The following is an 11,617-nucleotide window of genomic DNA, read 5'->3' on the forward strand; positions in this document are numbered from 1 at the left end:
GTTACTTCTTGGCTGGTGGTTCGTGGCGCTGTGTAAAGTGGGAGCCGCGCGCGCTCGACGTATGCGGGCAACGCCTCCTTAGCTCAGTCCGGCCAGAGCAACGCACTTGTAATGCGTAGGTCGTCGGTTCGAATCCGACAGGGGGCTCTCCGAATCCTGTGTCCCGGACCACCTTGGTCCGGGACACTCGTGTTTCACGGGGTGGCGGGTGGAGGGCTCAGCGGCCGCTGAGGCGGTCGGCGAGGGTGGCGATGCGGTCCGTCGTTGCCCTGTGGGTGGTGGTCTCGCGGTGGTCGGCGGTGCGGTAGGCGGCGTACATGGCCTGGACGCCGAGCCAGCGGAGGGGCTCTGGTTCCCACTTGCGGACCTTGTGGCCGACCCAGGGGAGTGTGGTGAGGTCGGTGGGGCCCGACTGGCCCGAGTCCTGCTGGATGAGGTCGCGCAGGGTGCGGGCGGCGAGGTTGGTGGTGGCGACGCCGGAGCCGACGTAGCCGCCGGCCCAGCCGAGGCCGGTGGTGCGGTCGAGGGTGACGGTGGCGCACCAGTCGCGGGGGACGCCGAGGACGCCGGACCAGGCGTGGGCGATGCCGATGCCGGCGAGGGAGGGGAAGAAGCGGGTCAGGATGTCGCGAAGGGCTTCGACGGTCCGGGGTTGGGTGCGGCCGTCGTTGTCGGTCCTGGAGCCGTAGCGGTAGGGGACGCCCCGGCCGCCGAGGGCGATGCGGCCGTCGGCGGTGCGTTGGGCGTACATGTAGGCGTGGGCCATGTCGCCGAGGGTTTCGAGGCCGTTCCAGCCGATGGTTTCCCATTGGGCGTCGGTGAGGGGCTCGGTGGCGATCATGGAGGAGTTCATGGGGAGCCAGGTGCGGCGTTGGCCGGTGAGGGTGGCGGTGAACCCTTCCGTGCAGCGCAGGACATAGGGGGCGCGGACGGTGCCGTAGGGGGTGATGGCGTGTTTGGGCTTGATCTCGGTGACGGGGGTCGATTCGTGGATGGTGACGCCGAGGGCCTCGACGGCGGCGGCGAGGCCCTTGACGAGTTTGACGGGGTGGATGCGGGCGCCGTGGGGGGTCCAGGTGGAGCCGACGGCGCCGGTGACGCGGATGCGGTCGGCCGTCTCGCGGGCGCCGTAGAGTTCGCGGTCCTTTTCGCCGAAGGCGATGTCGAGGGCGTGGAAGTGCTTGAGGCGGGCGAGTTGGGCGGGGGTGTGGGCGATCTCGAGGACGCCGCCACGGTGGATGTCGGCGTCGATGCCTTCTTCGGCGGCGACGCGGATGACTTCGCCGACGGTGTCGTTCATGGCGTGCTGGAGGCGGACGGCTGCTTCGTGGCCGTGGAGTGAGGCGTAGCGGTCGCGTCCGGCGATGCCGTTGTAGAGCCAGCCGCCGTTGCGTCCTGAGGCGCCGTAGCCGCAGAACTTGGCTTCGAGGAGGGTGATGTCGAGGAAGGGGACGGCCTTCTTGAGGTAGTAGGCGGTCCAGAGGCCGGTGTAGCCGCCGCCGACGATGCAGATGTCGGCGGTGGTGTCGCCGGGCAGCGGTTCGCGGGGGGCGGGGGTGCCTTCTTGTGCGTACCAGAACGAGATGCCGCCGTTGACCGTGCTGCTCATGGTGTCCTCTGTCCCTGCGGGCCTTGGGGTTCGGTGGCGGGAGGGTACTGGACGGGGTGGCGTGTTCCGGGGTGTGGGGTGGGGCTGCGGCAGGGGTGTGCGGGGTTGCGGATTTCGTTGTCGGGGCGGCCGGTTCTCTCGGCTGTGCCGCGGGAGGCGCGCCTGTAGCGTCGTCGTGTGATCGAGATTCCGGCGGAACTGGCGGCGTCGCAGGCGAGGTTCAACGGCGAGGCGGGACGGGCGTTCGTGGCGGCGTTGCCGGGGCGGGCGCGGGAGTTCCTGGGGCGCTGGGGGTTGCGGGTGACGGGGCCGTCGATGCACGGGGTGGCGTCGTTGGTGTTGCCGGTGACGCGGCGTGCGGATGGTGTGCGGGCGGCGTTGAAGCTGCAGTTGCCGGACGAGGAGAGTGCCGGCGAGCCGGTGGCGCTGCGGGTCTGGGACGGGAACGGGGCCGTTCGGCTGCTGGCGGAGGATCCGGGGGCGGGCGCGATGCTGCTGGAGCGGTTGGACGAGGGCCGGCATCTGTCGGCGTCGGGGGATGTGCGGGCGGCGGTGGAGGTTCTCGCGGGTCTGCTGTCCCGGTTGGCGGCGGCACCGGCACCGGAGGGGATGCGGGGGCTGGGTGAGATCGCGGCGCGGATGGTGGCGGCGGCTCCGGCCGCGGCGGCGCGGCTGGGGGCGGAGGACGGGGCGTTGTTGCGGGACTGTGCGGCGGCGGTGCGGGAGGTGATGGACGAGCCGGGGGATCGGCTGCTGCACTGGGATCTGCACTACGACAACATCCTGGCGGGACAGCGGGAGCCGTGGCTGGCGATCGATCCGAAGCCGTTGGCGGGGGATCCGGGGTTCGAGCTGCTTCCGGCGCTGACGGACCTGTGGCAGGCGGATCCGGCGGCCGGGACGCGGTGGCGGTTCGATCTGTTGACGGAGCGGCTGGGGCTGGACCGGGCGCGGGCGCGGGCGTGGACGTTGGGCAGGGTGTTGCAGAACGGTCTGTGGGATGTGGAGGACGGGGAGCCGGCGCTGGATCCGGATCAGGTGTCCATCGCGCGGACGCTTCTGAGCGCGGGGCGCTGATGGGGGCAGGCTGGGGTCATGATTCGTACCGCCACACCGGCTGATGTCCCTGTGATCCATGCGATGGTCCGCGAGCTCGCGGAGTACGAGAAGGTCCCGCACGAGGCCCGGGCGACGGAGGCGCAGCTCCGTGACGCGCTTTTCGGCCCGGGGGCGGCGGTCTTCGCGCACATCGCGGAGTCCGCGGAGGGGGAGCCGGTGGGCTTCGCCCTGTGGTTCCTGAACTTCTCGACGTGGCGGGGTGTCCACGGCATCTATCTGGAGGACTTGTACGTCCGCCCGTCGTGCCGGGGTGGTGGTCACGGGAAGGCTCTGCTGACGGAGCTGGCGCGGATCTGTGTGGAGCGGGGGTACGGGCGTCTGGAGTGGTCGGTTCTGAACTGGAACACGCCGGCGATCGAGTTCTACGAGGCGTTGGGGGCGCGGGCGCAGGACGAGTGGTCGGTGTACCGGTTGACGGACGGGGCGCTGCGGCGGTTGGGGACGGGCGCCTGAGGTGTGAGGGCGGGTGGGCCCGGCGGGGGCGGGTGCCCCCGTCGGCACGGGTGTGCTCCGGGGGCTACGGGACGAGGACCACCTTGCCGGTGGTCCCTCGGGTTTCCAGGGCGTGGTGGGCGGCCGCGGCCTCGGCGAGGGGGAAGCGGTGGACGGCCGGGCGGAGGTGGCCGGCGGTGGCGGCGGCCAGGGAGGCGAGTTCGAGGGTGCGGATGTCGCCGCCGGCCTTCCGGAGCATGGCGGGCCCGAGGACGTTCTCCGAGGTGATGCCGCGGGTGGTGAGTTCGGCGTCGGTGAAGGTGAGCGGTTCGCCGTCGTGGGGGCCCTTGCCGGACCAGCCGAAGACCAGGTGCCGGCCGCCGCGGCCGAGGAGGCCGACGGCGGCGCGGCCGGTGTCGCCGCCGACGGAGTCGAAGACGATGGTGGCGGTGCGGGGGCCGAGGAAGTCGCGGACCGTGGCCGTCCAGTCGGGGAGGGTGTAGTCGACGGCGAGGTCGGCGCCGTTCTTCCCGACGAGGGTGACCTTCCGGGGGCCGCCGGCCAGGCCGATGACGGTGGCGCCGGCGTTCTTCGCGTACTGGACGAGGAGGGTGCCGATGCCTCCGGCGGCGGCGAGGACGATCGCGACGGAGTCGGGACCGAGTTCGGCGAACCGGAGGATGCCGAGGGTGGTGCGGCCGGTGCCGATCATGGCGACGGCCTCGGCGTCGCCGAGGGAGTCGGGGAGGGCGTGGAGCCGGTCGGCGTCGGCGACGGCGAGTTCCGCGTAGCCGCCGGGGGCGAGGCCGAGGTGGGTGACGACCCGCTTGCCGAGCCAGGCGGGGTCGGTGTCCGCGCCGAGTGCGTCGACGGTTCCGGCGACCTCGCGGCCGGGGATGGTGGGGAGTTCGGCGGGGGCGGGGAAGGGGCCGCTGAAACCCCTGCGCAGGGCGGTGTCGAGGAGGTGGACGCCGGCCGCGGTGACGGCGATGCGTACCTGGCCGGGTCCGGGGACGGGGTCGGGCGTCTCCTCGTAGCGGAGGTTCTCGGCGGGGCCGAAGGCGTGGAGGCGGATGGCGTGCATGGTGGGCTCCCCTGTCCGGTGGTCGCGTGGGGCGGTCGTGGTGCGTGGTGCGGGTCCCGCGGCAGCCCGGGGGCCGGGTCGGCCGGCACCCGGTGGGTGTCGGTGTGCCCCGTGGGCGAGCCCCAGCTTTCAACCTCAAGCTCGCTTGAGGTCAAGGCGTGTGGCGCGCAGGGCCAGGGACACCGCTTCGACGGCGCTGGTGAAGGAGACCTCGGAGAGCACGCCGGGTGCGGCGACCTGGTCGCCGGCGAGGTAGACGCCGTCGCCGCGGTCGATCGCCGGCCGGTCGCGCCAGGTGGTGCCGGGGCGGTCGACGGCTCCCGTGCGGCCGTGGGAGACGGCGACGCGTCGCTGGACGGTACGTTCCCGCCAGCCGGGGAAGCCCAGGTCGAGGAGGCGTTCGGCGTGGGCGACGCCGTCGGCCTTGGAGCCGTCGGGGCCGATGGGGAGCTGGGCCTGGAGGAGCTGCTCGCCGGCCGGGGCGAGGCCGGGGTCCTGGGCGGTGAAGCGTTCGATCCAGCCGGGGGCGTCCAGGTCGGAGATGACGAAGGGGTCGCCCGCGCGGTGGCGCAGTACCAGGTCGACCAGGACGGTGCGGCCGCTCTCCCAGGTGAGGCCGGGGTCGTCGAGGAGGCGGGCGGCCGCGGCGAGGGAGGTGGCGACGACGACGGGACCGTCGGCGACCGGCAGGGCGTCGACGCGGGAGGAGGTCTCGATCCGTACGCCCAGGTCCCAGGCGCGGGCGGCCATCCGGTCGATGAGCCGTCCCCAGCCGCCGCGGGGGTAGTGGGCCTCGGGGGGCAGGGAGGTGGACCGGCGGAGCCGTTCCTGGACGAAGCGTGCGGACAGGGCGCCCGGGTCGTGGTGGAAGAGGGCGACTCCGCTGAAGGCGGCGGCGTCGCGGGCGGCACGGGGGCCGGCCACGCGGTCGGCCCAGCTGAGGAAGTCGACGTCGACGGGGGCCTCCTCGGGCGTGCGGCGGCTGAGGCGGAGGAAGCCGAGGGGCGGGGTGCGGCGCAGGGCGCCGTCGCGGTGGAAGCGCAGCCGGGCGGCTTCGAGGGGCGGCAGCGGGGCGAGCGGGCCGAGGAGGTCGCGCTGCTTGAGCCAGGTCCAGTGGGGGCCGCCGCTGTAGAGGGCGTGCGGTCCTTCGTTGGTGCGGTACGGGCCCTCCGCGGTCCGGGCGCGGCCGCCGAGGGTGCCGTGGGCCTCGTGGAGGGTGACCCGCGCTCCGGCTTCGGCGGCGGTGACGGCCGCGGTGAGTCCGGCGAAGCCGCCGCCGATGACGGTGAGGTGCTTCGTCTGCCTCATGTGCTTCTCCTTGATGTCGGTGGGGTGCGGCCGGTGCGGACCGGCCCTACGGAGGGGACGGGCCGGGGTCCGCGGTTTGTGACATCGGGGGCGTTGTCAGTGGCGCACGTCACGATGGGGTCATGGCGACACGGAGTGGCAGGAAGACGGCGGGGGTGGCGGCGGTGCGGCGGCCCGAGGTGCGGCTGCCGCCCCTCACCGCGCACGCGGGGGGACTGGAGCCGGACGGGGACTATGACGGTCTCGAGTTCCGGGGTCTGGACCTGGCCGGGCAGGAGGGGGCGGGTGCGCGGTTCATGGACTGCGCGCTGCGGGAGTGCGTGCTCGACGAGACGCGGCTGGCCTCGGCCCGTGTCCTGGACTGTGTGTGGAGCGAACTGCGGGGGGTGGGCACGGATCTCGCGGGGGCGACGCTGCGGGACGTGGAGGTGCGGGACGCGCGGCTCGGGGGGACGCAGCTGCACGGGGCGGTCCTGGAGCGGGTGTGGGTGAGGGGAGGGAAGATCGACTATCCGAACCTCCGGATGGCGAAGCTGAAGGACGTGCTCTTCGAAGGGTGCGTGCTGAGCGAGCCGGACTTCGGGGGCGCGCGGCTGGAGCGGGTGGAGTTCCGCGACTGTGTCCTGGCGGGGGTGGACTTCGGCGGGGCCGTGATGAAGGACGTGGATCTGCGGACCGTGGAGCGCCTGGAGATCGCGCGCGGGGTGGACGCCCTGGCCGGTGCGGTGATCGGTACGGGGCAGCTGCTGGACCTCGCGCCGGTGTTCGCCGCGCAGTTGGGGGTGCGGGTGGAGGACTGAGCTGCGGCGGTCGGGCGGGGACGTTCCGGGAGGCGTGGAGGAGTGCCTGGGGGTCCTCCTGGCGGAGCGCCCTAGGGCACGCGGGGGAAGCGGGCCTGGAGGTCCCAGATCACGGGGTTGTCGCCGAGGCCCTCGTGCATGTCGGTGAGGTCGGCGATCACGTCGTGCAGGAAGTCGCGGGCCTCGCGGCGCAGTTCGCGGTGGTTGAAGGTGAGCGGGGGCTCGTCGCCGGGCATCCAGTCGGCCTCGACGTCCACCCAGCCGAAGCGGCGCTCGAAGAGCATGCGGTCCGAGGACTCGGTGAAGTCGAGTTCGGCGTACTGAGGGCGGGAGGAGCGGTTGCCGCGCGGGTCCCGGTCGAGCTGCTCGACGATGTCGCACAGGGCCCAGGCGAAGTCGAGCACCGGCACCCATCCCCAGGCTGTGGACAGCTCCCGGTCGGCCTTCGGGTCGGCGAGGTAGACGTCCCCGCAGAAGAGGTCGTGGCGCAGGGCGCGGACGTCCGCGCGGCGGTAGTCGGTCTGCGGGGGGTCGGGGAAGCGACGGGAGAGGGAGTAGCCGATGTCGAGCACGGGTCGATGGTCCCACGCCCGGGGAGGGGGACGACGCGGGGCGAGGGGCCCGCCCCCGGCCGGCGGGGGCGCCCCGGGCGGGAGCGGGTGCTCGGCCCCGGGCGGGGGTGGGTGCTCGGCCCCGGTGGTCGGAGGTCGCCCCGGCCCTCCCGGTGTCAGGCGTGCGTGCGGGGGCGGGTGCGGGCGTGGAGGGTGCGGGCCAGGCGGGGGCCGAGCCAGCGCTTGAGGCGGCGCAGGGCTTCCAGCCGTCCGGTGGCCTGGTCGAGCCGGTAGTAGAGCTGGGGCGGGATGTGCGGGAGCAGAGGGGAGTGGCGCTGGCCGAGGAGCGCGAACATCCGGGCCGGATCCAGACGCATGTAACGGGGGAGGTTCTCGTACCACTGGGCGCTGTAGCGGGCCGCGCTCTGGGCCGACAGGAGCTCCGCCCGTCTCCGCCGGGCATAGCGGGTGAGCGCCCCGTCGAGATCCACGCCCGCCACGCTGCCGCCGGCTCCGGCTCCGGCCCCGTTCTCCGCAGCCCGCCCGCCCGCGGTCCCGGCCCCGGCCTCGCGCAGGGCGGCCGCGAGGGCGAGGGCGTCCTCCAGCGCGAGGGTGGTGCCCGCGCCGATGGAGTAGTGGGTGGTGTGGGCGGCGTCTCCGAGGAGGACCAGGTTGCCGCGGTGCCAGACCCGGTTGGTCAGGGTACGGAAGTGCAGCCACTGGGCGGCGTCGTCGGCCTGCGCCCGCCCGATCAGCCGGTGGCCGTCCAGGAGGTCGTGGAAGAGCTTCTCCATCAGGTTCAGGCTGTCGGCCTCGCCCATGGTGTCGAGCCCGAGGCCCGACCAGGTCTCCGGGGAGCATTCGACGACACAGGTGGACTGCTCGCCGCTGAACCCGTAGGCGTAGCACCAGATCCAGCCGTGGTCGGTCTCCTTGAAGGCGAAGCTGAAGGAGTCGAACACCTTGGTGGTGCCGAGCCAGATGTAGCGGTTGCGGCCGGTGGCGAAGGTGGCGCCGAAGTGGTCGCCGTGGGCCTCGCGCAGGACGCTGTTGACCCCGTCGGCGGCGACGACGAGGTCCGCGTCGGCGAGTTCGGGACCGTCCGCGCCGGTGATGTCGTGCTCGAACTCCACCCGCACGCCGAGGGCCTCGGCCCGTTCGGCCAGAAGGGCGAGCATCCGGCGCCGGCCGATGCCGAAGCCCTCGTCGCCCCGGTGGACGGTCCGCTCGTCGCGGACGATGGCGACGCCGTCGGTCCAGCGCACGGACGCGGCGCTGATGGCGTCGGCGGACTCGGGGTCGCCGGCCCGGAGCTTGTCGAGGAGCCCGGCCCAGTAGGTCACGCCCCAGCCGTAGGTGGAGCCGGCCGGGTTGCGTTCGTAGACGGTGATGTCGTGGGACGGGTCCTGCCGCTTCATCAGGATCGAGAAGTACAGGCCGGCCGGGCCACCGCCGACGCAGGCGATCTTCACGCGCGCTCCCACTTCTTCTCACACGTAGTGATGGATGAGCGACGCAGGGTAGCAGTGGGTGAGGTGGGTGGCGGGGGAGGCGCGGGCTCAGGGGAGGAGGCGTTGTTCCTTGGCCACGGCGACGGCACCCGCCCGGGTGTCGACGCCGAGTTTGGCGTAGATCCGTCCCAGGTGGGTCTTCACCGTCGCCTCGCTGATGAAGAGCGCGCGGGCGATCTCGCGGTTGCCGAGGCCGTGGGCGAGCTGCCCGAGGATGTCCCGTTCGCGGTCGGTCAGCGTCGGTCCGGCCGCTCCGCGCATCCGGTCCATGACGCGGCTGGCGACGGGCGGGGAGAGGGCGGTGCGGCCCTGGGCGGCGGAGTGGATCGCCGCGAACAGCTCCTCGGGCCGCTCGGCCTTCAGGAGGTAGCCGGTGGCGCCGGCCTCGATGGCGCGGGTGATGTCGGCGTCCGTGTCGTACGTGGTGAGGACCAGCACGTGCACGTCGGGGGTGGCGATCCGGCGGGTGGCCTCGACGCCGTCGATCCCCGGGCCGAGCTGGAGGTCCATCAGGACGACGTCGGGGGTGAGCTTCGCGGCCATCGCGACGGCCTCCTCGCCGCTGCCGGCCTCGCCGACGACCTCGATGTCGGGGGTGCTGCCGAGGAGGGCGAGCAGTCCGGCGCGTACGACGGCGTGGTCGTCGCACAGCAGGATTCTTACCGTCATGAACGGGCCTCCGGGGGTGCCGACAGGGGGATCGCGACCGAGAGCACGGTGCCCTCGCCGGGTGTGGACTCGATGGTGAGGCTGCCGCCGAGCTGCCGGGCGCGCACCCGCATGGCGGGCAGGCCGTGGCCGCGGACGCCCGGTTCCCGGGCCGGCGGGGTGGGCTCGAAGCCGCGTCCGTCGTCGGCGATGTCGAGGACGACCTGGTCGTCGAGGTAGGTCAGGGTCAGGGCGGCGGAGGTGGCGGCGGCGTGTTCGCGGACGTTGGCCAGGGCGCCCTGCGCGATCCGCAGCAGCGCCGACTGCACCCGGTCGGGCAGCGGGACCGGCATGCCGTCGACCCGGAACGCGCTGGACTCGCGGGCCGCGAGGCTCCGCAGCGCCTCCTCGAGACCGCCGCCCTCGGCGAGATCGGCCGGGGCGAGGTCGTGCACGAAGCGGCGGGCCTCGGCGAGGTTGCGCTCGGCGATGGACTCGGCGGTACGGACGTGGCGGCGCGCGGTCGCCGGGTCGCCGTCCCAGGTGCGGTCGGCGGCCTGGAGCAGCATCTGCTGGCTGGACAGGCCCTGGGCGAGGGTGTCGTGGATCTCCATCGACAGCCGCTGGCGCTCGGCGAGGGTTCCCTGGCGGCGCTCGATGGCGGCCAGTTCGCGCCGGGTGCGGATGAGGTCGTCGATCAGCGCCCGCTGCCGGTCGGCCTGGCGCTGGGCGTGGACGAAGACGGCGGTGGCGATGGCGGCGACCGCCGGCGGGGCGATGACCAGGTTCGGGTCCCAGCCGCCGTGCGAGAGCTGGACCTGGGCGGTCACCACGAAGGCGGTCAGCAGGGCGACCAGGACGAGGGCGGCCCGGGGCGGCAGGGTGCGCAGACCCGTATAGAAGAGCGGTACGGCGCACCAGGCGAAGCTCGGCGCGAGGACGACCAGGAGCATCCAGACCGCGACGACGGTGAAGAGCCAGGCGATCCGGCGGGGGGTGGCGCGGGTCCCCGGGTCGTGTCCGGGGCGTCTCGCCTGGGCCGCGACGCTCCGCACGCTCGCTCGCCGCGTCGTCGGCCGCCCTGGCTCCGCCATGCCTCGCTGCTCCGCCGTGCGGTCGCACGCACCGGACGCCTCGGCCCCCGCCCTTCGGGCGGACGCCGATACTTCCCGGACACCCCCCAGCACCGGCCCGAGGAGGTAGAGGGAGGCCAGGGCGCAGGAGAGGGCGACGACCCACGGGCCGCGGTCCTCCCAGGGGTGCCGCAGCAGGAACCGGGCGAGGGAGGCGCCGAGGAGGAGGAAGAAGGCGACGTGCATGACCCGCGCCAGCCAGCGGGCGTCCGGGTCCTGCGCGTTCACGTGCCTCTCCGGCCTTTCCGGTCTCGTGCGGTCGTTCCGGCAGGGGCGGCCGGGTGTCGAGGGGGTCGTTCCGGCCGTGGCCGGGTGCCGGGTGCCGGGGATCGCCGGGTGGGCCGGTCCGCCGGGGTGGCGGCAACCGTGAACCGACGGCCGGTTCCGGTCCGTCCGGCGTCCCGGCGGCCGGTTCCGGTCCGCCGGTGCCTGACGGCCGGTCTCGGTCCGTCCGGCGTCCCGGCGGCCGGTTCCCGACGCGCCCCGTGCCCTGGCGGCCGCGGGCGGCCCCGGGTGCACGGATCCATCCGACCTGGGTGTACGCATCCATGGTGACCCGGCGGGACCACACCGGCATCAACCGATCGGCTGACCCGCGTGTCGTCCGTACCGCGCGGCGGACGCATCCGCTCCGTCGACCGCACAGGGCCGGAAGCGGCCGGAGGATCGATGGCAGAGCGATTCACGCAGCGATCCAGGGAGTTCCCATGAAGAAGATCCTCATCGGCGCCACCGCGGCGGCCGCCCTCGCCGCCGGCACCTTCGGCGCCGTCTCCGCGAACGCCTCCGCCCCGGCCGCGCCCGCCTCCGCCCCGGCCGCGCCCGCCGCCGCCCCGGCCGCCGCGGCGAAGGCCGACGCCGCGAACGAGAACCTCCAGCAGTCCACGCACCTGACCGTCGAGGCCGCGACCAAGGCCGCGCAGGCCACCCTGGACGCCGCCGAGGACGAGAACCAGCGTGTGACGGTCGCCGTCGTGGACCGCAACGGCAACACCATCGTGACCCTGCGCGGTGACGGCGCCGGACCGCAGTCCTACGAGTCGGCCGAGCGCAAGGCGTTCACGGCGGTCTCCTGGAACGCCCCGACCTCGGTCCTGGCCGGGCGCCTCGCCCAGGCCCCGAACCTGAAGGACATCCCCGGCACCCTCTTCCTCGGCGGCGGCGTCCCGGTCACCGCCAAGGGAGCCCCGATCGCCGGCATCGGCGTGGCCGGCGCGCCCAGCGGCGACCTGGACGAGAAGTTCGCCCGGGCCGGCGCCGAGGCGCTCGGCAAGTAGCCCTCGCCGCGGGGAGACGGCGCCCGGACCCCCGCCGGGCGCCACCGTTCCGTAACGCCCCGCACCAGGCGGGGCCACGCCCCCGCACCAGGGCCACGCCCCCGCACCAGGGCCACGCCCCCGCACCAGGGCCACGCCCCCGCAC

Annotated in this window: 11 protein-coding genes and 1 tRNA gene; 5 read left to right on the forward strand and 7 right to left on the reverse strand. The window is 73.9% G+C overall.

Going from position 1 to position 11,617, the window contains the following annotated elements; translation table 11 throughout:
* Positions 1-72: 72 nt before the first annotated feature.
* Positions 73-147 (forward strand) — tRNA-Thr (locus AB0K65_RS21495).
* Between the two features lie 70 nt (positions 148-217).
* Here the strand turns inward: AB0K65_RS21495 and AB0K65_RS21500 are convergent.
* Positions 218-1,609 carry an FAD-binding oxidoreductase gene (locus AB0K65_RS21500; RefSeq protein ID WP_365718806.1) on the reverse strand — a complete coding sequence of 464 codons (1,392 nt, stop codon included), beginning with the start codon at positions 1,607-1,609 and terminating at the stop codon, positions 218-220.
* A 177-nt stretch (positions 1,610-1,786) separates the two neighbouring features.
* Here AB0K65_RS21500 and AB0K65_RS21505 point away from each other — a divergent pair, with 177 nt between their 5' ends.
* The gene (locus tag AB0K65_RS21505) at positions 1,787-2,686 is read left to right on the forward strand and encodes an aminoglycoside phosphotransferase family protein (protein ID WP_365718808.1); all 900 of its coding nucleotides are present in this window, start codon (positions 1,787-1,789) and stop codon (positions 2,684-2,686) included.
* Between the two features lie 18 nt (positions 2,687-2,704).
* Positions 2,705-3,181: a GNAT family N-acetyltransferase gene (locus AB0K65_RS21510; RefSeq protein ID WP_365718810.1), complete on the forward strand. Its 477-nt coding sequence runs from the start codon at positions 2,705-2,707 to the stop codon at positions 3,179-3,181.
* Between the two features lie 64 nt (positions 3,182-3,245).
* Here AB0K65_RS21510 and AB0K65_RS21515 read toward each other — a convergent pair whose 3' ends face one another.
* Both AB0K65_RS21515 and AB0K65_RS21520 read right to left on the reverse strand, forming a co-directional pair.
* Complete coding sequence (locus AB0K65_RS21515) at positions 3,246-4,244, reverse strand: zinc-binding dehydrogenase (RefSeq protein WP_365718812.1); 999 nt, start codon at positions 4,242-4,244, stop codon at positions 3,246-3,248.
* 135 nt (positions 4,245-4,379) lie between these two features.
* Positions 4,380-5,552 (reverse strand): NAD(P)-binding protein, encoded by a 1,173-nt coding sequence (locus AB0K65_RS21520; protein WP_365718814.1) that lies wholly within the window; start codon positions 5,550-5,552, stop codon positions 4,380-4,382.
* A 122-nt stretch (positions 5,553-5,674) separates the two neighbouring features.
* Here AB0K65_RS21520 and AB0K65_RS21525 point away from each other — a divergent pair, with 122 nt between their 5' ends.
* The gene (locus tag AB0K65_RS21525; RefSeq protein ID WP_365718816.1) at positions 5,675-6,352 is read left to right on the forward strand and encodes a pentapeptide repeat-containing protein; all 678 of its coding nucleotides are present in this window, start codon (positions 5,675-5,677) and stop codon (positions 6,350-6,352) included.
* Positions 6,353-6,423: 71 nt separating this feature from the next.
* On the opposite strand, the gene AB0K65_RS21530 is transcribed toward AB0K65_RS21525, so the two are convergent.
* The 4 genes from AB0K65_RS21530 to AB0K65_RS21545 all read right to left on the reverse strand — a co-directional run bounded on the left by AB0K65_RS21530 (position 6,424) and on the right by AB0K65_RS21545 (position 10,381).
* Positions 6,424-6,924, reverse strand: a complete 501-nt coding sequence (locus AB0K65_RS21530) for a hypothetical protein (protein WP_365718818.1) — start codon at positions 6,922-6,924, stop codon at positions 6,424-6,426.
* 155 nt (positions 6,925-7,079) lie between these two features.
* Positions 7,080-8,375, reverse strand: coding sequence for an FAD-dependent monooxygenase (locus AB0K65_RS21535; RefSeq protein ID WP_365718820.1), 1,296 nt, complete (start codon positions 8,373-8,375; stop codon positions 7,080-7,082).
* Between the two features lie 87 nt (positions 8,376-8,462).
* The gene (locus tag AB0K65_RS21540; RefSeq protein ID WP_365718822.1) at positions 8,463-9,083 is read right to left on the reverse strand and encodes a response regulator transcription factor; all 621 of its coding nucleotides are present in this window, start codon (positions 9,081-9,083) and stop codon (positions 8,463-8,465) included.
* Positions 9,080-10,381: a sensor histidine kinase gene (locus tag AB0K65_RS21545; RefSeq protein ID WP_365718883.1), complete on the reverse strand. Its 1,302-nt coding sequence runs from the start codon at positions 10,379-10,381 to the stop codon at positions 9,080-9,082. Before AB0K65_RS21545 ends, AB0K65_RS21540 begins: the two co-directional genes overlap by 4 nt.
* Before the next feature lie 521 nt (positions 10,382-10,902).
* Between AB0K65_RS21545 and AB0K65_RS21550 the strand changes: the two genes are divergently transcribed.
* Complete coding sequence (locus AB0K65_RS21550; protein ID WP_365718824.1) at positions 10,903-11,472, forward strand: heme-binding protein; 570 nt, start codon at positions 10,903-10,905, stop codon at positions 11,470-11,472.
* Positions 11,473-11,617: the final 145 nt, after the last annotated feature.

It is taken from the genome of Streptomyces sp. NPDC053755 (assembly GCF_040677675.1).
In the GTDB taxonomy this organism is placed as follows: Bacteria; Actinomycetota; Actinomycetes; order Streptomycetales; family Streptomycetaceae; genus Streptomyces.